A 25,098-nucleotide genomic window follows, 5' to 3' on the forward strand; every position below is an offset into this window, starting at 1 on the left:
TCGACAACCTCGAGAGGGTGCACCTCATGGGCATAGGAGGAGCCGGGATGAGCGGCCTGGCCCTTCTTTTACGCCAGATGGGAATGACAATTACCGGGTGCGATGTTTCACATACCTATTATATAAACAAGATATCCCCCAACGGCATTGAATTCGTTCTGGGCCACGACAAGAGCCATCTTGACCGATTCACCCCCGATGCCCTGGTATTCAGCAGTGCCATACCCCTGGAGACGGAAGAATTAACCGAGGCAGCCAGAAGAGGTATCCGGATATTTAAAAGAGCGGAGGTGCTCAGCTGGCTCTTCAACATGAGAAAGGGTATCGGCGTGGCCGGAACTCACGGCAAAACGACGACAGCCTCCATGATTGGCCTGATCCTGGAGAACGCCGGGCTTGACCCCACGGTCGCCATTGGAGGGGAGCTTTGTGACATTGGTGGAAACGCTAAGCTGGGACAGGGCGCACACATGGTCGCCGAGCTCGACGAAAGTGATGGGTCCTTCGAACTGTTTCGCTCCCATGTGGCAATTGTGACCAATGCCGATTGGGATCATGTCGATTATTACCCCAATTTCAATTCCGTTCTTGAGGCCTACGAAAGGTTCCTCGGCAACAGGGAGCCCGAAGGGACCGCCATTGTCTGCGGAGAAGACAGGGGGCTGTCCGCTCTCCTGCAGAACAGAATAAACGGAAAGCATCTCACCTACGGGTGGGGGGGCCGGTGGGACTGGGGTGCCCAGGATGTCAGGCACAACAGGGGCGGAGGGGTTACCTATACCCTTAGCAGGGGTGGCACGCCAGCCCTCGAGATATCACTCCAGATCTCCGGCGAACATAACGTTCTTAATTCGCTTGCGGCCTGTGCCGCCGCCGCCGCGATAGGGGTTCCCCTCGAAGCGGCCTCCCAGGCGCTGAGGACCTTCAAGGGAGCTAAAAGACGCTTGCAGCACATGGGGTCCGTTCCCTCCCTCGATGTAGATATTTTTGATGATTACGGCCATCACCCCAGGGAGATTGCCGCCACCCTGGGTACCCTGAGAAAGATGTTCCCCGAAAGAAGGCTCATGACCGTTTTTCAGCCCCATCGTTTTACGAGGACCGCTGCGATGTACAGAGAATTCGCCGAGGTGCTCTCCTTGTCCGATGGAGTATTTCTCCTGCCCGTTTTTCCCGCCGATGAAATGCCTATCGAAGGCGTCTCTTCTACGCTGATAGGAGATATTCTGAAGCAAAAAGGACACAAGGGTTTTGACTTCTGCAGCGATATGGAAGAAGTTTTGGCCAAGATCTCCGCCAGTGTAATTGAGGGCGATGTTATCGCTACCATCGGCGCGGGCGACGTTTCCATTGTGGGGGAGAAGATTCAGCGGCGCCTTGAAGGGAAAGGCGTTAACCTCGATGCGATGGCGGTCAAGGCTTAACCGGAATATCCTTCCCTTTTGTTCCTTTGATAATCCTCTGAAAGATCTTACGACCCTCGGAGTGGGGGGGCCCGCTGAGTGCCTTGCCAGGCCTGCAACTCGCCATGAGCTGTCGGCGGTCCTCGATTTTAGCGTTGAGGAAGGAATCCCCGTCTGGTTCCTGGGAGGGGGCAGCAACGTACTCATCTCCGATGAAGGCCTTCGGGGCATCACCATTCAGACCGGCGGCCTGAACGGAGTCATGTGGGGAGAAAAGGGTGACTCGATCCTGATTGAGGCGGAAGCGGGCGTTACCCTGGCTGCCCTTCTGGCGCTTTCGATAGAAAGGGGATGGGGAGGGCTGGAATTTATCGCGGGTATACCCGGGAGCGTCGGGGGCGCCCTTCGCGGAAACGCCGGAGTTGAAGGAAGGGCCCTTGGTGATCTTGTTGAATCGGTGCTGCTGATAAATAAAAACGGCCTTACCCAATGGAAAAAGGGTGGAGACCTTCGTTTTTCCTATCGTTTTTCCAACCTCCTGGAGAAAAACAAGGCTATCGTCGCCTGCAGATTGGTCCTCATGAAGGAGAATACTGCCGATGTGGCACAAGCCGCCAGAAAGTACTTTAACAAAAGAGCGGGACAGCCCAGGGGTGTCAAGACGGCAGGGTGCCTCTTTAAAAACCCCGGAACAGAGTTCGCCGGAAAACTCCTGGACGATGCCGGGTGCAAGGGGCTCAGGGAGGGGGATGCGGAGGTATCGGAAAGACACGCCAATTTTATCATAAATAAAGGATCGGCCAGTTCCGAAGATATTATCAGGTTGATCTCCATCTGCAGGGAAAGAGTTTACCAGGAGACGGGAATCCTCCTTGAGTTGGAGCTTTGTATTATGGGTGAGTTCCCCCATGAGGAAGTCGGCGGTTAGGTTTGCCCTGTTTCTTGTTTTCCTTTCAGGGATGCTATACTGTACGGAAGAACGATTCCAGTTCTTCCGTCTCAGGTCGGTCTCCTTCGGTTCCCTTGCCCTTGTTTCAGATGATTATTTCTGGAAGCGCATCGAACCGATGTCACATCGATTCTGGCCCTTATTTTCATTAAAACGGGGAACCATTGAAAAATCAATCATGGCGGAGGCACCCGTCGATATGTATATTACCCAAACAGGTCTTGGTGCCTTCGATGTGGAGGTTACGCCTCTCGAGCCCTGGTTCATGGTCTTCTGGTCCGGGGGAGAGTGGTTCCTCGCCAGAGAGGGCAGGATGTGGTCGATCCATCACTCTATGAACAGTATCATTTCCCAGCAGTCGGCGAGGGAGGGGGCAGTTCTTGTATGGGGTCCGGGCTTGCCAGACCCCATACCGTCCGGTACGGATATTGAAAACTCCGTCAAGGATTCGGTGATACCCTGCAACGAGATCGAGTCCTGGAAAGAGGCGCTGGAAAGGGCAGGTTTTTACAAAAGGATTTCCACTATCACCGTCAACAGGGGCGAGGGTAGAAGAACCGTCGAGATACTCGAAAGAACCGGCGAGGGATGTGTAAGAATTCTCCTTGGTGAATCCCCTGATCTTTGGCCGCCCCTGCTCGAAGCGGTAAATGATATACTTTCGCAAACCGGTTCAAGTGGCAAGAACCTGCTAGTGGATACAACCTATTCCGGAAAGATCCTGGTCAGGGTCATTCCCTGATTTCATTTGGTCTGGAGGTTCGCCCATGAGGAGAGGGAAGGTAGAACCCATCATATGGTCGGGTCTTGATATCGGTAGCAGGAAGATCTCACTGATTGTGACCGAAACGGATCCCCTCTCACAGGAAGCACAGGTTATCGCCATAGGTTCCTCAAGATCAAGAGGGATCTCCCGGGGCGAGATTCGGAACGGCGATCTCGTGGTCGAATCCATCAGGAAAGCCGTAGACGAGGTAGAAAAGGCTTACGATCTAAACGTCAGAGACACGTTCCTTTCGATAGGGCCTTCGTCGGCCTTTTCTTTTGTTATGGGACAGAAGTTATCCTTGAGAGAGGAAGGGGAACCCGAAAGAACCGTCACCGGCAAGGATATAAAGGATATCCTCAAGGAAGTGTTGAAGACTGCCCGAGAGAGTACCCAGGACCTTTTGCTTCACGCGATTCCGCTTACCTTCTCCGTTGACTCTGGTTCTTCCATGAAGGACCCGACAGGGCTTTTAGGATCGGAATTGGCCGTCGAGGTCCTCTTCATCGGTCTTGCCGGGGAAGAAGTCCGGAAATCTGTAAGTTGTGCCGAGAAAGCCGGATTGAACGTACTAGGAGTGGTACATAAATCGATCGCTTCCGCTTTTGGCTCTCTCAGCGAAGAAGAGCTTGAAGACGGAGCCGTGGTTGTCGATATCGGGGCGGGTACCTCCACCGTGACCTACGCCAGGGAGGGACTTGTCAGGGCAATGGCGGTTTTCCCGGTCGGTGGGGATCTGGTTACCCAGGATGTCGCGGAATTGCTCTCGATACCGGCATCAAAGGCCGAATACTTGAAGCGCGAGGTATCCCTTTCCGAAGCCCCTGAGGATTTACATGATGAACTTGAATTTGAAATGGGTGGGGAGCCCTTCGTGGTGACCGTCCGGAATGTTCTCGATATCGTGTCGCCGAGAATCGAGGAGATCTTCTTCAGATTCATCGTCCCCAAAATTGAAGAGTTCGAATGCGAAGGAGCGCTTCGGACCATCGTTTTTTCAGGTGGCGTCGCAGAATCTCCAGGATTCATCGATCTCGCCTCCGAGAGTTTTGAAATACCGGTCCGGCTAGGCGTGCCCGTCAAAGAATCAAGCCTCCCTCTCCATGCAAGGGGATGCGAATTTTCCTCCACGGTGGGGATCGCTAATTACCTCCTGGAAAGGAAGAACTACCCCGAAAACCTTCTTAAACCGGGTTCCTTGGGGTCAGGTATTGCCTGGGGCCTGGAGCGGACTGGGGAAATCATGGTCTCGAACCACAAGAAAGGGGAAGCGGAAATAAAGGGAAGTGACGGTAAGTCTCAAATGGCCAGGTTTTTCGATGCCTTGAAGAACGCCTTCAAGGAACTGTTCTAATCCGTTTATCGTGGAGGTTACTCGGATGGCAGAACTCTTTGAGATCGAAGGTTCACAGTCGCAGTTACGCGAAGTGATCAAGGTTATCGGAGTTGGTGGAGGCGGTGGCAATGCCCTCAACCACATTGTCCGGAGCGGAGTGACCGGCGTGGAATTCATCGCCGCCAATACTGATATCGCTCACCTTAGCCTCTCCGAAGCCGACGTAAAGATCGTGCTGGGAAGGGAATTGACCAAGGGTCTTGGCGCTGGAGCGGACCCCGAGATCGGCATGAGATCTGCTGAAGAGTCCATCGATGAGATCAGGGAGGCGCTGAACGGGGCTGATATGATTTTCCTTACGGCCGGAATGGGTGGTGGGACCGGTACAGGTGCCTCGCCGATAATTGCCCAGGCCGCGAAAGAAAACGGGACCCTTGTCGTGGCCGTGGCGACTAAACCCTTTCTTTTCGAGGGCCATAGGAGGATAACGCAGGCCCTGGAGGGTATTGAGAATCTTCGCGGCAACGTGGACGCCCTCATCGTAATACCGAATGACCGGCTACTGGAGATCACCCAAAAGGAGACGACCCTCCTCGATGCTTTCAGGCTCGCCGATGATGTGCTGAGGCAAGCCGTTCAAGGTGTCACGGATCTTATCCTCCGTCCAGGCCTGGTCAACGTAGATTTCGCCGATGTAAGGACCATCATGATGGATGCTGGAACGGCCATAATGGGAATTGGCGAGGCAAAGGGGGATGACAGGGCTTCAAAGGCGGCACATGCCGCCATAAACAGTCCCCTGATGGATGGCCCTATTACCGGAGCGCGAGGGGTGCTCTTCAACGTCACCGGGGGACCGAACCTGGGCATCCACGAAATCCAGGAGGCTGCCCAGGTGGTAACCGAAGCCGCCGATCCCAAGGCAACCATCCTCTGGGGTCACGTCCTTGACCCCGAATTGGACGAAAAGGTTCAGATAACAGTAATAGCCACGGGTTTTGCCTCGGGACAAAGCCCCAGAAGGTCGCTGTCGCTGCCCAGAAGAAGCGGGGGATCCTTCATTGAGACCGAAGCTCTCGCCAGGAGAGATGTCCTGAAGAAAGTCGATAAAGACTTTGAGTCGTCCCCTGTCGATGTGGAAGACCTGGATACCCCTCCCGAGATCCGAAGGAGGAAGTTCGGTCATCAGTTTTAAAAGAACGGAACGGGACAAGCATCATTGAAACGCCTTTCTGGGAAATACAAAAGGGAGAACTGGAAATACCTTCGGGAGCAGGAAATCGAGTTGGATGACCTTCCCCAGGGAGGTTATCCACTGTGGGCCATGCTTTATCCCGCGCGGTACCAGGTGGGGATGGCAAACCTCGGATTCCAGACGATTATTGCCGAGATGCGGACCCTAGGCGTCGGGGTCGAACGTTTTTTCGCGGGGCGACTTTCCGCCCTTTCGGTGGAGGCAGAAAGGCCTATCTCCAATTTCCCCCTCATTTCCGCTTCCGTTGCCTATGAACCAGATATCTTGACCCTCCTCTCACTCTTTCGTCGGTGGCGCATATCTCCCTGTCCTGAAGAAAGGGAATCCCTGGGTCAGGCCGTTTTTGGGGTCGGTGGTGCCCTGAGCTACATCAACCCCCTGGCCTTCTCGGGGATGGCTGATTATGTCGTTCTCGGTGATGGCGAAAGGGTCGTAGAACACCTGGTGAGAGAAGCCCGTCATTACCTGCGCCATGGGGATCGCTCCAAATTCCGGGAAGCGCTGGCTGAACATCCCTCCATTTATGTGCCTTCCCTGCATGACCGGGTCATCCTGAAGGGCGAGAAAGCCCAAAAGCGCAGGAACATCATTGACGACCTGGACAAGGCGAGGGGGAAAAGCCTCTGGATCGCTCCCTCCTCGGTCTTTGGCAAAACGGTATTGGTTGAACTCCAGAGGGGTTGCAGGAGGAACTGCAGCTTCTGCACCATCCCTTCTTCCTTCGGAAAGCCCAGGATCCGTTCCGTTGGACGAGTCCTGGAGGACATCGCCTCGGTTGGTTCCTTTGGTGGTATTCAGATTGGTCTCATATCACCCGAAACCGGCGATTACCCGTTCCTGGCGGAGTTGCTTTCCGCCGTGGACTCCCTGGGGACAGCCGTATCCTTTGCGTCGCTCAGGGTGGATAATATCAGCGAATCCATGATCAAATCCCTGACTGGAAGTGGAAGGCATGCCCTCACTGTCGCGCCGGAGGCCGGGAACGACAGGCTGAGAAGAGCCTGCGGAAAATACTTTACCGAGGACGATATCATCGAGCGGCTGGCCATGGCCTCAAGTATGGGTATCAGGAAGGTTAAACTTTATTTCATGATGGGTATCCCGGGCGAAAGGGCCTCCGATGTGGACGATATCGCCCGTTTAAGCGGCCGTGTCCGTGCCGAGAATGGACTCCAGGTAACGGCTTCCGTAGGCGTATTCGTTCCAAAACCCATGACTCCCTGGGAAAAAGCCGAGATGATAAGCGACGGGGAAGCCCATACCCGGAAAAAGAGATTGAAAAAACTCTTCCGAGACGGCCCTGCGAAGGGTTGCCGTGTCAACTTCCAGGAGCCGAGGGAAGCCGCCCTTGAGTTCGCCCTCGCCTGGAAGGGCTTATCCATGGCAAAGGGCTTCTGCTCCCATGGAAAGGGAGCCACGAGAGTCTCTGAGCCCGGCCAGGAACAGAGGGTTATTTTGCTGGAGCAACTGGGTCTTCTTGGTTATAATTAAATATTTATCGTTGGAGAACACTCTCAGAGAGGTGATCATCGGTGAGCTTCAGAAGGAACAGGAAGTTCAAGGAAAAGCCGGCTGTATTCGCCTTCGGCCATATAATGCTGCCCCTGGTCGCCATCCTGGCCGTAGGGCTTTTAATCCTCGGGGTCAGGCTTCTTTTCATGCCTCCAGAAAGCCCGGTGAGTTATCCCGAAAACCTCGAGTACCATGAAGGGGAGACCCCGTCCATGTCTCTAACCGCCGAACCCGTCGACAACTCCCAGGTCGTTGCTGTTCCCGCCCCCGGTGGTGACGAACCCGTGACGGAATCTGGAACCGCCCAAGCCGAGCCGGCTGCCGAGGGAGCCGCACCAACATCAACCCGGACCGGGACGGAAACCAAAATTCCTATGCCTGCCCAAGCCTCACGGGGGAGTTGGGTCGTCCAAATCGGGGCCTTTTCCCTGAAGGAATCGGCAGAAACCCTCGTAGGAGAAGTAAGAGATAAAAACTTCAACGCCTATGTGACCAGGGCGGAGGTCGGTGGGAAGACTTATTACAGGGTAAGGGTGCCCGCGGGCGACCAAAAGGTTGAGGCGGATAACCTCGCCAGGGAACTCGCCTCGAAGGGATATCCCACGTTGGTCACAAAACAGGAATAGGAGCCGGAAGAGACCGATGATCCTTCCGCACAAATTAAAATGTCGGGTTTTGTGACCAGGACCCTTCCAAGGGATGAAGCCCTGCACACCCTCGCTCAAGGGATGGGATTCCCCTGGCCCGTGGGTGTGAGGGAGGGAATTCCGATCCACGAGGCCCTGGGTCTCGTTTTGGGAGCCGATATCATCGCTCCCGATGCGAGCCCTCCTTTTGACAGGAGCCTTCGGGATGGTTTCGCCGTGAGGTCGGTGGATTTAATAGGCGTTAGTGATGCTTCCCCCGCCTTTTTGAACCTTCGTGGCGAGGTGCCCATGGGTTCGATCCCCAAGATGCGGGTCGGCCCCGAAGAAGCTGTCCAGGTGCATACCGGAAGTGCTTTACCAGCGGGGGCGGATTCCATCGTAATGCTCGAAGACACCTCCCATGCCGGAATGTTGCTCGAGGTTCGAAAACCTGTCCAGAAGGGGGAAAACCTCCTCCTGAAGGGTGAGGAGTTCAGCAAGGGTCAAAAACTGGCTCGCAAGGGAGATATCCTTGACTTTCGCAATATTTCTGCCCTGGCTTCCTGCGGACAGGTTGCAGCCACGGTCTGCGACCTCGGGGTTGCCATTATAAGTACCGGCGATGAGATCGTCCCGGCGGGCGTTAAACAGATCCAACCCGGGATGATCCGGGACGTCAACTCTTCCATCATCTTGGCCAACCTGGCAAGAGCCGGCATCGGGGGTGAATTCCTCGGCATTGTCCCTGATGACCCAAAGGAACTGAAAAAGGTTTTCGACAAAGCCCTGGAAAAATTTGACGTCCTGATCCTGAGCGGAGGTTCCTCGGTCAGCGCCAGGGATCATTCAGTCCTTCTTCTTCGGGAACTGGGCAAAGGGGAGCTGATCGTCAGGGGTCTCAATATTTCCCCCGGCAAACCAACCATTGTCTCCGGCGATCCTTCCAGGAAAAAATTAGCCGTCTGCCTGCCGGGACATCCTCACTCCTGTGCCATAATAGCCTTGACCTTCCTGGTACCCCTTATCTCATCACTTATAATGGGGAAGCCTCTCGACCTTTTCCGGAAAATCTCCCTCCCCGCGGGGGAGGATATTATCGGAAAGAGCGGTGTGGAGGAATTCATCCCCCTGAAGATCGGCCCCGAGGGAGAAGCTCGGCCCTCCTGGGCGAAGTCAGGGTTTCTTTTGGGCATGGGTGGTTCCGACGGCCTGATCAGACTTCCCGAAAACACGGAGACCCTGAGAAAAGGATCTCTTGTCGAGGTGTGGCTTTGGTGACCTTCGAGGAGAACCTGGATCTTCTGAGCGCATGGTCCATGATCGAAAGGAGAGTGCTCCCTCTCGGCGAACTCGAGGAGGTGGACCTCCTGCTTTTTGAGGGGCACCCGCCAAGGATCCTGGGCAAGGATGTCCTTTCCAAGAGAAATCTTCCCCAATATCCGGCCTCCGCCGTTGACGGGTTTGCCCTGAAGGCTTCTGACACAGCCAACGCTTCCACCCGGACACCGGCCAGGATCCAGGAGGGCCACTACGGTTGGGTGAACACCGGCGGGGGAGTGGATCGCTCCTTCGATTCGGTCGTGATGGTCGAGGACACCTCCCTGGAAGGAAGCACCCTTCTTGTGGCGAAAATGACGACGAAGGGCGAAAATGTGAGACCCGAGGGCGAGGACGTGACAAGGGGTCAGGTTATAGCCAGAAGAGGGGATTCGCTTGACGCCTTCCTGATACCGCTGCTGATCGCCTCGGGCCACTCCAGGGTCAGCGTTTCAAGGTTGCCGCGGACCATCTTCATACCCACTGGGGATGAGATCATCCCCGCCGGCGAGTGGGTCAGCGGAGACGTCAGGGAGTGGGCCAGGGTTCCGGAGACCAACTCCTACATGTTGAGAAAGCTCTTCTACGACTGGGGGTTTCCCCTGGACGTCCACGAACTGGTCCACGACGATATAAGGCTCATCAGTAAAGCCGTCCTAGAATCTTTGGAGGCCTACGACCTCGTCGTCATCGGCGCCGGAACAGCGAAGGGCAAGAGAGACCACAGTGCGGAAGTGATCGGGAAGCTTTCGGACCCTCTTTTCAGGGGCGTCAGGATGAAACCCGGAAGGCCAGTCATAGCAGGAGTTTCGGGTAACAAACCGTTGGTAGCACTTCCAGGGTTTCCCATGTCCGCCCTTGTGACCTGCTGGAGCATTATCAACCCCCTTTTGCGGAGGCTTTACGGCGAAACCTCCGCTCCTTCCCCCGAAGAGGCCGTTAGGGCCTCCGAGACCCTCAAAACGAAGTTCCTCCTGCACCATTCTTCGCCGCAGGGGGTTTTGGAATGGCTTAGAGTCAAATGCGGGGAGATCGACGGCACCGTTTATTCATGGCCCCTCCCTGCCGGTGCCAGTTCGACTTTTTCCATCTCTGACTCGGATGGATTCGCTCTCCTTGGGTCTTCCGTCCTCGAGGTTCCAAAGGGGAGCGATATTGAGATCCTGATCAGGAAAAAGGTGGATTTCAAAAAGAGGGTCGTCTACCAAGGCTCCAACGACCCGGCCATTGAGAGGATAGTCTCCTATGTAAGAGAAAGAGGTGGCGACCTGGCGATCCGTTCCGTCGGAAGCCTTGGCGGCCTGACGGCGTTGGCCCGAGGAGAGGGCCATATCGCATCTTGCCACCTCCTTGACCCTGAGAAGGGGGTATACAACGATAGTTTTATCGAAAGGTTGGATGAAACCCGGAGTTGGCGGAGGATCAAACTGTTCGGGAGGCAACAGGGATTCCTGGTCAGAAAAGGAAACCCCGAAGGGATCCGTTCCGTTAAAGACCTTGTCGTTACCGGTGCCTTTTTCGTCAACAGGCAACCCGGAGCGGGCACCAGGATTCTTTTTGACCACCTCCTGAGGGAAGCCGGGGCCGATCCGGAATCAATCAATGGCTATGACAACATCGCGATTACCCATTTCGAAGCGGCCGCCAGGATATCGGGAGGTTCAGCCGACGCCACCTTGGGCGTCAAGGCGGCGGCGGAGGCTTTCGAGACCGATTTCATACCCGTAATGGAAGAAGATTTCGAACTCGTCATTCCCGAACGCTTCATCGATCATCCGGGAATCCGGATTCTCATGGAGACTCTTTCCGACGAGAAGTGGAGACGTGAAGTTGACTCCCTGGGGGGGTACCGATGGATATTTTGAAAGATCGCTTCGAAAGGCGACTCAACTATGTCAGGATCTCGATCACTGACAGGTGCAATTACCGATGCGTCTACTGCATGCCGGAAGAAGGTCTCGAATGGATCCCCCATGACAGGATAATGACCTACGAGGAAATAATTTTCCTGGCACAGATCCTGGGAGGGTTGGGAGTCGAAAAGATACGTTTTACCGGTGGGGAGCCCCTGGTGAGGAAGGGGTTTTTCCCCTTTCTTGACGCCTTCAGCGCTTCGGTCCCTGGGATCCGTACCGTCCTGACCACCAATGGCAGCCTGATCCCCCAGTTCATCGATGAGATAGGCCGGTCAGGACTTTCCGGTGTGAATGTCAGCCTTGACACCCTGGATGAGGATCTTTTTCGCTTCATAACGAGGAATGGTAGGCTCCGGGACGCCATCGAAGGCATCAGGCTCCTGGCGGAGCGAACGACGATACCCATCAAGATAAACACCGTCCTCATGAAGGGGGTCAACGATGGCGAGGTCGAGGCCCTGCTTGACTTTGCCAGGTCTCATCGGGCCACGCTGCGCCTTATCGAATTCATGCCCCTCGATGATTCCATATGGAAAAAGGGCCTGTTCATCCCGGCTTCCGAAATTATTCAAAGGTTGCCCGATCCGGAAATGTGGGAAAGGCTGGATAACTCCTCCGACCACAGTGCTGGACCCGCGCGTTATTTCAGACACTTGACCACCGGCCAGAGGGTCGGCCTGATTGAGGCGGTCTCCCATCACTTCTGCCACAAATGCAATAGGCTCCGCGTTTCCGCCACCGGGATCATGAGGCCCTGTCTTTTCTCCGAAGATGGGATCTTCCTGAGGCCCGCGCTTATTTCCGGCGACGCCGCCGAGGTGGAAGCCTTGGTCCTCCGGGCAGTGAACATAAAACCCGGATCCTACGACCAGGCCCGAACGGGATCGATGCACATGTCGCGGATAGGGGGATGAAGCATGGACGGATTATCTCATCTTGACCACTCCGGAAGACCTGTTATGGTCGACGTGGGCGAGAAAAAACCCACTAAGAGGGAAGCCTTGGCCGAGGGGTTCGTTAGATTTCCCGAAAAGGTCTTCCATTCCCTGATGGAGGGCAGGAGCACCAAGGGAGATGTCTTGAGAGTCGCCGAAGTTGCGGGGATAATGGGAGCCAAACAGACCTCGGTCCTGGTGCCGTTATGTCACCCCCTGAGGCTGAATCATGTTTCGGTCTCCTGCGACCTGGAACCTAAGGGAAGGGTGGCCAGGATAACCTGCACCGTCAGGGCGACGGATGTAACGGGGGTCGAAATGGAAGCGCTGACGGGGGTATCAGTGGCGGCGCTGACCCTTTATGATATGTGCAAGGCGATTGACAAGGGGATTATCATTGAACGGATTCGGCTTCTTGGGAAGAGCGGGGGCAAATCCGGCGAATACCGGGGGGAAGACGGGGCGTGAAAAACAGGGTTCTTGGTTTTTCCGGCCGATTCAGTGATCGCCCAATGGTGTACCTCCATAGCGACGACTTGGGGAACCCCCTTGTCGATGGCTTGGCCCTTGAGTTGGTCCTTGAAGAAGCGGGAAAGGGCTCGTTTTCCGAAGGGGTCTTCGGGATCAGGGTCCGCGAGGTGCCCCTGGTCGGGCCGGGTGATTTCCTTCATTTTTCCGATGGGGTGATCCTTAGGCGCCAAGAGAGGCCCGATCAAAAGAGATCCTTCCTCGTGGTCGACAAGGGATTCCTGTTGGTTTCGTCTTCTTTTGACCTGTGGCCGTCCCTCACGGTGGGAGTCCTGACCGTGAGCGACAAGGGAAGTCGGGGCGAAAGGATAGATACCGCCGGGCCCGCCCTGGAGAGGTCGTTGCCCATCCTAGGGGGTATCCTGTCTAAGTCAGGGATCGTCCCCGACGAAACCGTCAAGATCAGCGACAAGATCCGGGAATGGATGGCAGCCGGGGTTGACATCGTCCTGGTCACTGGAGGAACGGGCATTTCCGCCAGGGATGTCACTCCTGAAGCGGTAAAGTCCTTGGGATGCAGGGAGATTCCCGGCATCGGCGAGTACATGAGATGGAAGACGTCCTTTGAAAACGTGAGGTCCATCCTCTCCAGGTCCCTCGCCGTGGCTTGTTCCGGTACAATTGTGATCACGCTGCCGGGAAGCGAAAGGGGAGCGGTGCAATGCTTCAGTGCTATTGCCCCGGTTCTCCGCCATGCCGTGGAAGTAGTGACGGGGAGGAGTGGGGATTGCGCCGTGCCTCATCAATGATTATTGAAAGAAGGATCTCGCTTTGAAAGAATCCCTTCCAAACAGGGTCTCCAGATGTGTGATAATCACGGGCATGTCAGGAAGCGGAAAATCCACTGCGCTTCGTATGTTCGAAGACCTTGGCTTTTATGCTATTGAAAACATCCCACCGACATTGCTCCCCCAACTATTGCAGGTACTGGGAAGGCACGAGGAAGCGGTACAGAATGGTGTTGCGGCCGTTGTCGATATCAGGGGGGAAAGCCTCCTCGACGATCTTTTCGCCATCATAGGCAACCTCAGGAGGAGAGAACTCAATATCAAGGTCATCTTTCTCGATGCCTCCGATGTCTGCCTCGTCAAGCGCTTCGAGGAGACCAGGAGAAGACACCCCCTCTCCTCGGAGATAACCATCCTCGAGGCCATCCACAGGGAACGGAGAGAACTATCCCAGATCCACGAGATTGCCGACCTAGTCGTAGAAACGTCGGATTTGACCCTGTCTCAACTTAGGAATGAGATCTTCGGAAAGATGGACATAACTGAAGGACCCCTCAAGGTCATCTTTACCTCCTTTGGGTTCAAACACGGCATCCCTCAGGATAGCGACTTTGTCATAGATGTCCGTTTCCTCCCGAACCCCTTTTACGAATCGCGCCTGAGGCCCTTGAGCGGAAGAGACAGGGAAGTCCAGGATTTCATCCTCTCCCATGAGGGAGTATCCAGTTTTTTTGGCGCCCTTTCGGAACTGATGGAGCAGGTCATGGGGCTATACAGGAACACGGGAAAAAACATCGTCCATATCGCTGTAGGCTGCACGGGAGGCAGACACAGGTCTGTCGCCGTCGTGGAATGGCTCGGGTCAAAGATGCCTGAAAATTCGTCGATCAGGCACAGGGATATTGAAAAGGATACGGTGGTAACGTGAACTGGTGGTCGGCCTTCACCATCGGTCTTCTCACGGGGGGAATCATAGCCCTTCTCGGGGCGAGACTCTTCCAGGAAGAGGTGGAAGAGGGAACCGGTGGATCGCAGGACAAAAGGGACGGAACCATTATGACCAAGGCCTTCCTGCACAAGATCACGCAGGGTCCCGATATTGTCGCTATCGGTGGAGGGACAGGCCTTTCCACATTGCTTTCGGGGTTAAAATACTACACGCGAAATATAACTGCCATAGTGACAGTTACCGACGAGGGCGGAAGTTCTGGCCGCCTGCGAGGAGAATGGGGCGTTCTTCCTCCCGGGGATATCAGGAACTGCATGTTAGCTCTTGCCGAGGACGATAGCTCTCTGAACAGGATCCTGAACTTCAGGTTTGACCGCGGGGAGCTCAAGGGCCACAGCCTGGGCAATCTTATTCTCCTGGCTGCCACGGAGATGACCGGTGACTTCAGGAAGGCCGTCGAGGAACTCAACAAATTGCTGGCCATACGGGGGAAGGTAATTCCTGTTACGAATGAGTCGGTGGTTCTTTGCGCAGCCACGGCTGATGGTGATTCCCTTCGGGGTGAGCTGGACATCGCCAGGAGGGGTTGCCGGATCGAATCGATTTGGATCGAGCCCGCCGATGCCAGGGCTTTTCCCGAAGCCGTTGCGGCCATCGAGAACGCCGAGGCGGTTGTGCTGGGACCGGGAAGCCTGTTCACCAGCATCATCCCCAACCTCATGTTCAGGGAGATTTCAGAGGCCCTCAAGAGGACGGCCGCGCCCAAGATATACATCACGAACCTTATGACTCAGCCCGGCGAAACCGACGGCATGTCCATAATGGATCATATCCGGTGGATAACAAGAGCCTCCGGAACGATCCCCGACTATATCCTCGCCAACGAGGAAGAAGTGCCTCCCTCGCTTCTAAAGTCGTACTTGGCGGCCGGGGCTGCGCCCCTTTTCCTGAACGAGGAGAACGAGAGGTCCCTTGCCTTGATGGGGTCAAAAATCATCCAATCGGGTTTCCTCGATGTCACCGGAGGGAACGTCAGGCACAACAGCCAGAAAGTATCCGAGGCACTGATGCGAATCACCAGGGAAGAAAGGGATTCATCCCCATGGAAAAGTTGAGAGAAGTGACCCGTGACGACTGGTCAACCATTCTCGTTGATGACGGGGTCAAGGCCGCGGTGGAGATAGGCGGGATTCTATCCGGTCTTATAGCGAGCAGCGACAAAGAGGGAACGGTCTTTTCAAGCGGAAGGTTTTTCGTATTCAGGAAGCTGAAAAGACTTTGGGAGATCTCGGATTGGGCCCGATCCGGCCAAGCCCTGAACCTCATGATCCCGGCAGGAAGGAGGGGCAAGGTTTCATTGAGGCTCGACCATGAGACCCTTCTCAAGGGAATTTCCTATTACGGCGATTCCAAGAGGTTCGAAACCCTTTCCTGGCATTGGTTGAGGGGCCTCTTTGGGTCCTGCGGCTCCCTGTTCCTGCCCAGGACGGGTTATTATATGGCTTTCAGGGTGAACGAAGCTTCCCTATGGAACCCTTCGGAAAAACTGGAAAGAGTTCTTTCCTTGAACAGGATCCCCTTCAGTAGAAGAAAAAGGCGTAATTTTTTTGAGACGATACTACGCGACCAATCCTCTATAGTTGGAATGCTTTCAAATATGCAGATGTTCAGGACTTCCCTCCTGCTCGAGGAGAAGGCGCTGCTCAGGTCCATCAAGGAAAGGGCCAACAAGGTCGTGAACTGTGATGCCTCTAACATCAGAAAATCCCTGGAATCCGCCCATCGACAGCTCGAACTGGCGGAAAGGCTCCTGGCCAGCGGCGAGGTCCAGGGGTTGCCGGAGAACTTGCGGGAACTTGTATACATCAGGAAAGAAAATCCATCGGCCACACTCAAAGAGCTTGGGCAGGCCTTTTCAAAGCCCGTGAGTAAAAGCACGGTCAAGTACCGCTGGAAAAGAATTGAATTTCTGACGAGGATGTCTTAAAAAATAAAAAGGGGGGGTTGAGGGCCATGTACCTGGGAAAGGCTGATGTGAACACCTACGAGAAAGGCTCCAGCCGGGAGTTCTTGACGACAAACGGCTGGGGCGGTTTCGGATTTTCGACCGTGATCGGAGCGAACACCCGGCGCGAACACGGCTTGCTGGTGATTAAAAAGGGTGGAGAAGAGGCGTTCCCCGATGTTCTTATCAGCAAGGTGGATGAGACCGTTATCAGCAGGGGAAAGAAATACCATCTTTCCACCAATCGTTATACCGATGTAATTTACCCCGACGGCTATCGTTACCTGCAGGAATATCAAGCCGAACCTCTTCCTGGAATGCTTTTCGTGATCCATAGCGTTTTCCTGAGGAAGACAGTCTTCATGCCCAGGAGCCTCCCCCTGACGGTAATAAAATACGAACTGCTCACTTCCCCGGAAAGCATTAAACTGGAAATACGGCCCCTTGCCGCACACAGGGGTGCTGATCGGTTGTGCCCTGAAAAGGATGGATCACTCTTCGAGTCGTTTTTTACGGAAAGCTCCGTGACGATCCAAGGCAGGGGACTGAAGAGTCACTTTTCCTTCAACCAGGGGGATTGGAACTCCAAGCCACTGTGGTTTGAAAACCTTATCTATGAACATGATGACTGTGAAAAACCGGGAACGGACAGCCTGTGGTCTCCCGGATTTTTGTCAATCGACCTGTCCGAGGGGGAAAGGGCCTACGTCCTCCTGGGATCGGAGAACGTGCACTATGACCATGAATCGGTGGCGGCCATGGAAAAGGAGACCAGGCACTTTTTCTTGGAAAATCTAGCCGAGAGCCCCTTGATAAGGAAGACGCCCATGGTAAAAGATCTCCTTCATTCCGCCTCCCATTGCCTTTCCCAGGTGGATGGGGAGCGCCCCGCTGTATTCTCCGGTTATCCTTCCGTGAGAGAAAGCGCGAGAGAAACCTTTATATCTCTCCCCGGCCTTTTGCTGGTGACTGGGAAGGCCGACTTTGCCGAGAGGGTTCTGAAGGTATGGCTGGATCGGGCTATTGCGAATGATTATATTATGCCCTCTGAAGTGAATCCCCATACGGGATCACTGGTGACCAGGGCCTGTGATGCGGGTTTGTGGTTCTTTTACGCCCTGGACAAGCTCTGTGACCTGACTGGCAAGACGGACCTCGTCAGGGAAAACTGGCCCCACCTCGTGGGGCTCCTTGACAGTTATGTCAAGGGAATTCCCTCGATCGGCATCAAGCTGGACAAGGACGGGCTGCTCGATCTCCAATCGGAGGATCCGGGGAGCAACTGGATGGACGGAGAGATCGACGGCAAGCCTATCGTCCAAAGAAAGGGCAAACTGGTCGAGGTCAACGCTCTTTGGTATAACTCGCTGAAGACGATGGAGCAGTACTCGAAGATCCTCGGTCGGGACAGGGAATGCGCAGAATATGGCTCCCTGGCCGAAAAATCCCGAAGAAATTACCAGAATACTTTCTGGTGCGACAAGGGATTTCTTTACGACTGGGTGGATGGAAAGTCCAGGGAGGAATCGATCCGGTGCAACCAGATCCTGGCTGTATCGCTCCCAGTCTCCGTGATGGACCCCGAAAGAGGCAGAGCGATCGTTGAAACATGCTGGAACGAACTTTATACCACCTTTGGGCTCAGGACCCTCGACCCCCATCATGATAAGTACAAGGGCCGCTGCGAGGGGCGGATAGACCAGAGAGAAAAAGCCCGGTTCATGGGTATGGCCTGGCCTTGGCTTTTGGGACAGTTTATAACGTCTTACCTGAGATACAACCCCGAAAGGAAGGATATCGGATGGTGCTTCCTCCGGCCCTTCCTCTCGCACCTGAGAAAGGGATGCCTGGGAGGAGTGGCGGAGATCTTTGACGGCAGTATGCCCTACAAACCCCACGGCGATGCCCTTTATTCGCCGAGTGTCTCGGAACTGCTGAGAGTCATTGGGGAGGATATGTGACGGTTTTTCCCTTTCCTTCCTGTAACAACGCTTTTTCGTGGATGCGGCAAATATCCAAAAATAAAACGGGAGGCGGTCCAAATGAAAAAACGCGTAGCGATTAACGGATTCGGGCGGATAGGCCGGCTGGCGCTGAGGGCCCTTTTCGAGCACGACAGTGACGATCTTTTCGATATTGTTGCCACCAATAGCCGGACCACGGCGGAGCAAAGGGCTTATCTTTTCAAGTATGACTCCGTCCACCGCCGTTTCCCGGGTGATGTCTCCGTCGAGGGAGATTCACTCCTGATCAATGGGAAGGTCGTCCAGGTCCTGGCGGAACCGGAATTGGAAAATCTTCCCTGGAAGGATCTGGGAATAGACCTCGTTATAGAATCCTCGGGAAAGTACACCGACTCGGCAAAAGCCGCGAAGCACCTGGAAGCCGGCGCCAGGAAAGTCCTCATCACCGCCCCCGCGAAAAACGAGGACGCCACGATCGTTATGGGAGTGAACGAGGAGATCTACGACGCCGCTGAACATCACGTGATCTCAAACGCCTCATGCACGACCAACTGCCTTGCTCCGGTGGTGAAGGTCCTCCATGAGGCTTTCGGGATAGAAAAGGGGCTCATGACCACCACCCACGCCTATACCAACGATCAGAAAACCCTCGATGCCTCTCATAAAAATCTCCATAGAGGCCGGGCAGCTGCCCTTTCGATGATCCCCACCACGACGGGAGCGGCTTCGGCGATAGGCAAGGTTTACCCCCCCGTGGCCGGGAAAATGAACGGCCTGGCCATAAGAGTCCCGACACCCGACGTTTCCCTGGTCGACCTCGTAACGGTTCTATCCAGGGAGGTTACCTCCGGGGAGGTCAACGATGCTGTTCGCGAAGCGGCGGAAGGAGCGATGAGGCGCTATCTTGGCTACGAGGAGGAGGACATAGTCTCCGTCGATGTTACGGGCGATAGCCGTTCCTCCCTGTTCGCCGCGAGGCATACCATGGCCCTGGGCAACCTGGTCAAGACCCTTTCCTGGTACGACAATGAATGGGGTTACGCCTGCCGGGTAATCGATCTCGTCAATTACATGCTTTCAAAGGAATCCTGACGGTCATGAGGTTGAAAACCATCGAGGGCCAATCACTCGGGGGGAAGAACGTCCTTGTCCGGGTGGATTTCAACGTGCCCATGGAAGAGGGCGAAATCACCGACGATACCCGGATAAGGGCCCACCTGGACACTTTAAACCTCCTCAGGCGAGGCGGAGCCAAGATCGCCCTTGCTTCCCATCGGGGAAGGCCGAAGGGGAAGGTCTCGCCCGACCTTTCTCTTTTCCCCGTCTTGAGATTTCTCAGACAACTGGCCTATTCCGAGGCCTCCTTTTGCGAGGACTGCGTGGGAGAAAAGGTCTCGGCAAAAGTCAACTCCATGAATGAAGGCGACATCTGTCTTTTGGAGAACCTCAGGTTCCATCCCGGCGAAGAGGCGAATGACCAGGTTTTTGCCGAAAACCTGGCAAAGCCCTTTGATCTTTTCGTTATGGACGCCTTCAGCGCGGCCCACAGAGCCCATGCTTCCACCGTGGGAGTGACCAGGTTCCTCCCCTCCTTCGCCGGAATCCTGATGGAGAAGGAGGTTTCCGTTCTTTCCGCCGTTATGGAGAGCCCCAAAAGGCCCCTGGTGATAATCCTGGGGGGCTCGAAGGTATCCGACAAGATCGGCTTCATCCGGAGCATGCTCGAAAAGGCCGACGCGATGCTTATAGGGGGAGCCATGGCTTTCCCCTTTCTCAAAGCCTCGGGCAAGGCCATCGGAAACTCTTTTTGCGAGGAAGGCACCGAGGCCGTAGCGGCGGAGATTATTAAAACCGCCAACATGATAGGGGTAAAGATCGTTCTGCCGGTGGATCTTGTCGCCGCCGGAAAAAACTGGGACGACGGCAAAGCTGAAGTGATCAAAGCCGACTCCGTTCCGGAGAATTCGACGGGGCTCGATATAGGGCCGGAGACGGTGGCCCTTTTTGCTGCCGAAATCCAGAGGGCCGGTACGATCCTCTGGAACGGTCCCCTGGGCCTTTTCGAAAGAAAACCCTATGGAGAGGGGACGAAACGGGTAGGAATCTCCGTCGCCAAGAAGTCAGCCGATGGCGCTATCTCCGTTCTTGGAGGAGGGGATACCGCGGCGGCGGCCAACCTGTTGGGATTTGCCCAGGGTATATATCACATTTCCACCGGTGGGGGAGCCACCCTCGAATTTTTTGAGAAGAAGGAGTTGCCGGGCATAACGCCTCTTCTTGTCCCGTAACACGGCCCGGGGAATGGAGTGGAGCGCCCATGAAGAGAGGCAAATTTATCGCCGGGAACTGGAAGATGAACAAGGGAGCGGCCGAGTCCCTGGCCTTCCTCGTAAAATTGATATCACTGCTGGAACAGGTAAAAGAGATCGAGTCAAGGGTTCCAGATCCTGTCAATGTGGCACTTTTCCCTCAGGCGATAAACCTTCTGCCGATGGGAGGTTATCTCCAAAATTCTAAAATAGATATCAAACTCGGCATACAGAATATTCATTGGCAACTATCCGGTGCCTTTACAGGAGAGAATTCTATAAAAAGCGCCGTCGAAGCTGGATCAAGCTTTGCCCTTGTCGGTCACAGCGAAAGGAGGCATCTTTTCCAGGAAGGCAATGATATTATTTCGAAAAAATTCACTTCCTGCCTTGAAAACGGGCTCAAACCGGTCCTTTGCGTCGGCGAAACCGAACATCAGAAGAACCAGGGATCGACGGAAAAGGTCATCGAGGATCAGGTAAGGAGCGTTTTTTCCCCGAAAGCAATGGCTCTTTTGGATGGAGGGAGAGTATATATCGCTTACGAACCCGTCTGGGCCATCGGCACCGGCCTGAACGCCACGGTCCGGGATGCCCAGCAATGTTGTCGTTTTATCCGGTCCCTGTTATCGGAGCTCGGGGGGGCCGACCTGGCGACACGTTCCCTCCTGGCCTATGGCGGAAGCGTAAAAAGCTCCAATTCCGGAGATTACCTTGACCAGGAAGATGTGGACGGCCTCCTCGTCGGTGGCGCATCCCTTGACCCGGAAGAATTTTTCAGGATCGTCCGGTCCGCTTTCCCCGTGGTCCATGTCTAGGACTTAAGCTGAAAGGCAATGCAACATAAGATATATTATAAGACATGAATATCCGCCAAGAAAGGCCCCTTTTGGGGGCCTTTTATTAAACTGGGAGAACCGGCGGGGCTTTGCAATTAACGGTTTCAGTCCCCGACCCGGGTCATCTCAGCGTTGGCCCATATGCTCTCGAGCCTGTAAAAATCCCTTCCCTCCCGGCTGAAGATATTTATTACGACGTTTCCGGCATCGAGGAGGATCCATTTTGGACTGTGTTCTCCTTCGATCCTGTACTCCCTCTTCATCCGGTCCATGGCCTCGGAAACGTTTTCAAGGAGCGTTTTCATGTGAACGTCCGAGTTTCCCGTCGCAAGGATGAAGGCGTCGGCGAAGGATGATTCACTTGAAAGATCGATGATGGTGACCTCCTCGGCGAACTTGTCCTGCAGGGCGTTGATCAACGGTTTGACGGTATTGTCCGGCAGCAAGGGCAACCCCCCTTTTTATTTTTATAAAAAATTAATTTCGATTCAGGGCCAGGTCGATCCTTCTGAAAAAAGCCATGTAGTCGTGACCAATTATCATTGTAACATTTCGGACCGAGGTATCGGCCCGGACAAGGTTATCGGCGATGTCGAAAAGTCCGCCCAGCACCTTGGCGGTTTTTTCAGTTTCTTCGCCGGGGGGATAAAGAATGTTCGTATACTTGTAGTCGTAGTGCTTGGCGTTCCCGATATGGATTACATCTATTCCCAGTGACTGGAGCTTCGTGGCTGATTCCTTGCCGATACCGGCGGTGCCGGATCCGTTCAGGACCGATAGGCTGACCTTTATCGAGGTTAAGCTTTCCTTCAGATCCGGTGACGTAAAACCTTCGGGGCTTCCGACTTGCTCTTCTTCTTCTTCTTCTTCGGCATCCGGCGCTTCCCGGGGTTTTTCTGTCAGAATCTCCGAAAGATCACCGAGTTCACCCAGCCAGTAACTGATCCCCGAAATATAAGCTGCCTTACCGGGCAGGGTCCTAAAAACAACTCGGGAAGAATCCAGGTCCTTGAGGTACGAGGCCAGTTGGATCGACTGGGAGAGGGTCAGGTTTGTCTTGACAAGGCGAATCGCCTGGCGTGTCAACTCGGGGATCTTGGTTATCATCGCGGGGTCCTTGATCTTGTGAAAAACCGTCATCATAAATATTTGCTGGCGCTCCACCCTTCCGATATCGCCCAGGGCGTCATGGCGGAACCTGACAAAACCCAGGGCCGCTTTCCCATCCAGGTGCTGCTCACCCGCCGGTATATCGATGTGAACTCCACCCGCCCTATCGGTATACCTCAACTTCTTGGGAACATTGATCGTCACGCCGCCGATAAGATCGACCAGCTCCGGGAAGTTTTGAAGGTTGACGATGACGTGGTACGGGATGGGCACGCCCAGGTAATTCACCAGCGTTGTCTTCAGCAGATCCACTCCCCCATAGACATAGGCATGATTCAATTTTTGCCAACCCCGGCCAGGGATCTGAACCCTCGTATCCCTGGGAAGAGAGAGCAACCGGACTACCTTATCGTCAATATCGATGGAGACAAAGGCGATGGAATCGGGTCGGTTTACATCTTCGCCGGGCACTTCGTCAAGGCCCAGCAGGAGAAGATTGATCCTCCCCGTCTCCTCGTCGTGTTCTATTTTTTCCCGAATGGTCCCTGGTTCCGGGTTAAAAAAGAAGAAGGCCTTCAGACCGATGCCGGCTGTCAGCGATAGAATTGCGGTCAGGACCAGGATGAGAACATGCCTTTTTGACACTTATTTTCACCATCCGTTCCTGAAATAGAGATTATTCTTGTATATATACTGCTCCACCAGCCAGGGAGCCAGGTACCTTATGCTCTGGCCGTTGGAGACTCTCCTCCTGATCTCGGTACTGGATATCGCCAGGAGGGGTATCTCGAGGTGGATCAGGTTTGCCCTGATCTCTTCAGGCAGATTCTTGAGCCCTCCGGGGTTGAAACCGGGTCGGCTGACCGCGACAATCTTGCACAGCTTGGGCATCTCCAGGGGTTCCTTCCAGGCGGTGATCTCCAAAACCGCGTCCAGGCCCGTTATGAAAAAGAATTCGACGCTGCGCGGAGGATACCAGTGCCTCATCTCCCTCAGGGTATCAACGGTATGGCTTGATGTATCCCGGTCGATCTCGATCCTGGAGATGCGGAAATGAGGGTTGTCAAGGGTTGCGAGCATGGTCATCACGTAACGATGTTCCGCCGATGATATGGATCTTCCTGCCTTGTGGAAGGGGTCTCCCGTCGGCACGAAAACCACCTCGGTCAGGCCCAAGGAGAAATAGGCCTCTTCTCCGGCGATCAGATGGCCGAAGTGGATTGGGTCGAAAGTGCCTCCCATGACACCTATCTTGCGTTTGCGCAATCCTTCCGAGGACCTTAAGGGCATGCCCCGTCACCGTCCCGCCTGATCCCTCGTTCCTCCATCCATCGCAGAGGATCCCTCGGGATAAAATTCAAATTCAACGTCCCCTATCCTAACAGTATCACCCTCACGGGCACCACTCTCATAGAGGAGGTTTTCTACCCGGTAAAATCTAAGGATAGCGGAAAAACGACTCAAGGCTTCTTCCTGTTCGAAATCGAACTTGCCGACGAGCCTCTGAAGTTCTCCGTGACGGACGACGAAATTTTTCTTTCCCTTTAGCCACTCTACCTCTATCTCGGGTTTCGCCGTCCTTTTAGCGGCCTGGCCCTCTTCATCGACAATCTCCACGAAGAGGCTCTCTCGCCGGTGTTTTTCCCGTTCCGGAATTCTCGAGGCTATGTGATCCGACAATTCCCGAATCCCTTCCCCGGAGAGGGCGCTTACGGCGAAGAAGGGTACACTTTCTTCCTCGAGCGGACTCAGAAGTTCCTGGACCTCTTGGGAACTGGAAGGAAGGTCTATCTTGTTGCCCGCTACAACGGAGGGAAAGGTCAGCAGTTCCGGGTTGAAGGCCCGGAATTCGGTTCTCAGGGTCAACCATTGGTCGGTGGGAGAGACCGGTGAATCCCGAGAAAGGTCGACGACATAGACCAGGAGACGGGTCCTTTCGATATGTTTCAGAAAGGCGTGACCCAGGCCCCTGTCCCTGTGGGCCCCTTCGATGAGTCCGGGGACATCTGCCACTACAATCTTCCTGTGGTCGAGGGCCATCATTCCCAGGTTCGGGGTCAGGGTAGTGAAGGGATAATCTGCAATCTGTGGCCTTGAGCCGGAAAGGGCCGCCAGGAGCGTCGATTTTCCGGCGTTCGGAAGGCCTACCAGTCCCACATCGGCGATGATCTTCAGGTCCAGCCTGAGCTCCCTAGCCTCGCCTTCCCCACCCTGTTCGGAGAAACGGGGGGCCCTGCGTTTGGACGAGGTGAACCTGGCGTTGCCCTTGCCTCCTCTGCCGCCCCTGGCCGCCAGGAGTGCATCGCCGGCTACCGTGAGATCGGCGAGGAATTGACCCGTTCCCCTTTCGGTGATGATGGTCCCGCAGGGGACCCTCACTTCCAGATCCTCACCGGCGGGCCCGGTCTGATTTCGGCCCCTGCCGTTGCCCCCGTTACCGGCGAGGAAACGTCTCCGGTATTCGTAGTCGGTAAGGGTCTGCAGGTGATCGTCAGCCACGATCAGGACATGCCCTCCCCGCCCTCCGTCTCCGCCGTCGGGCCCCCCTTTGGGGAGGTACTTTTCCCTACGGAAGCTCAGGGCCCCATTCCCGCCTTTGCCTGCCTTCACGGAGATTTCGGCTGAATCGAGGAACTTCAAAACACTGTCCC

Annotated in this window: 23 protein-coding genes; 19 read left to right on the forward strand and 4 right to left on the reverse strand. The window is 54.9% G+C overall.

Features of this window, described 5'->3' with window-relative positions; genetic code table 11:
* Positions 1-26: 26 nt before the first annotated feature.
* The 19 genes from murC (at position 27) to GX108_04720 (ending at position 21,316) form a co-directional block, all read left to right on the forward strand.
* Positions 27-1,424 carry a UDP-N-acetylmuramate--L-alanine ligase gene (gene murC, locus GX108_04630; GenBank protein NLO56323.1) on the forward strand — a complete coding sequence of 466 codons (1,398 nt, stop codon included), beginning with the start codon at positions 27-29 and terminating at the stop codon, positions 1,422-1,424.
* Positions 1,402-2,331, forward strand: coding sequence for a UDP-N-acetylmuramate dehydrogenase (gene murB / locus GX108_04635; protein NLO56324.1), 930 nt, complete (start codon positions 1,402-1,404; stop codon positions 2,329-2,331). Before murC ends, murB begins: the two co-directional genes overlap by 23 nt.
* Positions 2,312-3,094, forward strand: coding sequence for a hypothetical protein (locus tag GX108_04640; protein NLO56325.1), 783 nt, complete (start codon positions 2,312-2,314; stop codon positions 3,092-3,094). Before murB ends, GX108_04640 begins: the two co-directional genes overlap by 20 nt.
* 25 nt (positions 3,095-3,119) lie before the next feature.
* Positions 3,120-4,472 carry a cell division protein FtsA gene (gene ftsA, locus GX108_04645; protein NLO56326.1) on the forward strand — a complete coding sequence of 451 codons (1,353 nt, stop codon included), beginning with the start codon at positions 3,120-3,122 and terminating at the stop codon, positions 4,470-4,472.
* A 25-nt stretch (positions 4,473-4,497) separates the two neighbouring features.
* Positions 4,498-5,649, forward strand: coding sequence for a cell division protein FtsZ (ftsZ, locus tag GX108_04650; GenBank protein NLO56327.1), 1,152 nt, complete (start codon positions 4,498-4,500; stop codon positions 5,647-5,649).
* Between the two features lie 24 nt (positions 5,650-5,673).
* The gene (locus tag GX108_04655) at positions 5,674-7,200 is read left to right on the forward strand and encodes a radical SAM protein (protein ID NLO56328.1); all 1,527 of its coding nucleotides are present in this window, start codon (positions 5,674-5,676) and stop codon (positions 7,198-7,200) included.
* A 41-nt stretch (positions 7,201-7,241) separates the two neighbouring features.
* Positions 7,242-7,847, forward strand: a complete 606-nt coding sequence (locus GX108_04660) for an SPOR domain-containing protein (GenBank protein NLO56329.1) — start codon at positions 7,242-7,244, stop codon at positions 7,845-7,847.
* A gap of 51 nt (positions 7,848-7,898) precedes the next feature.
* Positions 7,899-9,125: a molybdopterin molybdotransferase MoeA gene (locus GX108_04665; GenBank protein NLO56330.1), complete on the forward strand. Its 1,227-nt coding sequence runs from the start codon at positions 7,899-7,901 to the stop codon at positions 9,123-9,125.
* Positions 9,113-11,029 carry a molybdopterin biosynthesis protein MoeA gene (locus GX108_04670; protein NLO56331.1) on the forward strand — a complete coding sequence of 639 codons (1,917 nt, stop codon included), beginning with the start codon at positions 9,113-9,115 and terminating at the stop codon, positions 11,027-11,029. Before GX108_04665 ends, GX108_04670 begins: the two co-directional genes overlap by 13 nt.
* Positions 11,017-11,994 carry a GTP 3',8-cyclase MoaA gene (gene moaA, locus GX108_04675; GenBank protein ID NLO56332.1) on the forward strand — a complete coding sequence of 326 codons (978 nt, stop codon included), beginning with the start codon at positions 11,017-11,019 and terminating at the stop codon, positions 11,992-11,994. The genes GX108_04670 and moaA overlap by 13 nt, the downstream gene beginning before the upstream one ends.
* Before the next feature lie 3 nt (positions 11,995-11,997).
* Positions 11,998-12,483 (forward strand): cyclic pyranopterin monophosphate synthase MoaC, encoded by a 486-nt coding sequence (gene moaC, locus GX108_04680; GenBank protein NLO56333.1) that lies wholly within the window; start codon positions 11,998-12,000, stop codon positions 12,481-12,483.
* A complete protein-coding gene (locus GX108_04685) occupies positions 12,480-13,292 on the forward strand; it encodes a MogA/MoaB family molybdenum cofactor biosynthesis protein (protein ID NLO56334.1) in 813 nt (270 codons plus the stop codon). Before moaC ends, GX108_04685 begins: the two co-directional genes overlap by 4 nt.
* 22 nt (positions 13,293-13,314) lie before the next feature.
* Entirely contained in the window at positions 13,315-14,199 is an 885-nt protein-coding gene (rapZ, locus tag GX108_04690; protein ID NLO56335.1) for an RNase adapter RapZ, read from the forward strand.
* Positions 14,196-15,335, forward strand: a complete 1,140-nt coding sequence (yvcK, locus tag GX108_04695) for a uridine diphosphate-N-acetylglucosamine-binding protein YvcK (GenBank protein NLO56336.1) — start codon at positions 14,196-14,198, stop codon at positions 15,333-15,335. The genes rapZ and yvcK overlap by 4 nt, the downstream gene beginning before the upstream one ends.
* Complete coding sequence (gene whiA, locus GX108_04700) at positions 15,323-16,207, forward strand: DNA-binding protein WhiA (GenBank protein NLO56337.1); 885 nt, start codon at positions 15,323-15,325, stop codon at positions 16,205-16,207. The genes yvcK and whiA overlap by 13 nt, the downstream gene beginning before the upstream one ends.
* A 26-nt stretch (positions 16,208-16,233) precedes the next feature.
* Positions 16,234-18,186, forward strand: a complete 1,953-nt coding sequence (locus tag GX108_04705; protein ID NLO56338.1) for an amylo-alpha-1,6-glucosidase — start codon at positions 16,234-16,236, stop codon at positions 18,184-18,186.
* An 81-nt stretch (positions 18,187-18,267) separates the two neighbouring features.
* Positions 18,268-19,281, forward strand: coding sequence for a type I glyceraldehyde-3-phosphate dehydrogenase (gene gap / locus GX108_04710; GenBank protein ID NLO56339.1), 1,014 nt, complete (start codon positions 18,268-18,270; stop codon positions 19,279-19,281).
* 5 nt (positions 19,282-19,286) lie between these two features.
* Positions 19,287-20,477 carry a phosphoglycerate kinase gene (locus tag GX108_04715; GenBank protein ID NLO56340.1) on the forward strand — a complete coding sequence of 397 codons (1,191 nt, stop codon included), beginning with the start codon at positions 19,287-19,289 and terminating at the stop codon, positions 20,475-20,477.
* 29 nt (positions 20,478-20,506) lie between these two features.
* The gene (locus GX108_04720) at positions 20,507-21,316 is read left to right on the forward strand and encodes a triose-phosphate isomerase (protein NLO56341.1); all 810 of its coding nucleotides are present in this window, start codon (positions 20,507-20,509) and stop codon (positions 21,314-21,316) included.
* A gap of 125 nt (positions 21,317-21,441) precedes the next feature.
* On the opposite strand, the gene rsfS is transcribed toward GX108_04720, so the two are convergent.
* The 4 genes from rsfS to obgE are packed head-to-tail and all read right to left on the reverse strand — an operon-like array spanning position 21,442 to position 25,087.
* Positions 21,442-21,789, reverse strand: a complete 348-nt coding sequence (gene rsfS, locus GX108_04725; GenBank protein ID NLO56342.1) for a ribosome silencing factor — start codon at positions 21,787-21,789, stop codon at positions 21,442-21,444.
* A gap of 25 nt (positions 21,790-21,814) precedes the next feature.
* Complete coding sequence (locus GX108_04730; GenBank protein ID NLO56343.1) at positions 21,815-23,092, reverse strand: LCP family protein; 1,278 nt, start codon at positions 23,090-23,092, stop codon at positions 21,815-21,817.
* Between the two features lie 6 nt (positions 23,093-23,098).
* Positions 23,099-23,737, reverse strand: coding sequence for a nicotinate-nucleotide adenylyltransferase (locus tag GX108_04735; GenBank protein NLO56344.1), 639 nt, complete (start codon positions 23,735-23,737; stop codon positions 23,099-23,101).
* Positions 23,738-23,743: 6 nt separating this feature from the next.
* The gene (obgE, locus tag GX108_04740; protein ID NLO56345.1) at positions 23,744-25,087 is read right to left on the reverse strand and encodes a GTPase ObgE; all 1,344 of its coding nucleotides are present in this window, start codon (positions 25,085-25,087) and stop codon (positions 23,744-23,746) included.
* Between the last annotated feature and the right edge of the window lie 11 nt (positions 25,088-25,098).

The organism is Thermovirga sp., from assembly GCA_012523215.1.
Taxonomy (GTDB): domain Bacteria; phylum Synergistota; class Synergistia; order Synergistales; family Thermovirgaceae; genus 58-81.